The 233-nt window shown below is 39.9% G+C and carries 1 protein-coding gene; it reads left to right on the top strand.

What is annotated here, in order from left to right; all coding sequences use genetic code 11:
* On the top strand, positions 1 to 185 hold a 185-nt coding region (locus E2491_RS14770; RefSeq protein ID WP_208528085.1), incomplete at its 5' end, for an IS3 family transposase.
* Between the last annotated feature and the right edge of the window lie 48 nt (positions 186 to 233).

Raw genomic sequence — 233 nt, 5'->3', positions numbered from 1 at the left:
ACGCACCGATAGAGAGCTTCTTCAGTCACTTCAAATGTGAGAGATATGAGTTGAAACAGTACAAGAACTATGAAGAATTAGTCAACGATATCGATCAATATATGCGATTTTACAACGAGGAACGTTATCAGGAGAAATTAAACAACCTGGCACCGATAGAGTATCGGTACCAGGCCGTAGCGTAGTTCTAAGCTTTTTTCTTTTTTACTGTCTACTTGACAGGGTGCAGTTCA

The sequence above is a fragment of the Jeotgalibacillus sp. R-1-5s-1 genome (assembly GCF_004405105.1).
Classification (GTDB): domain Bacteria; phylum Bacillota; class Bacilli; order Bacillales; family Jeotgalibacillaceae; genus Jeotgalibacillus.
Note: the sequence above shows the minus strand (reverse complement) of the source record. Positions and strands in the feature narration are given on the sequence as shown.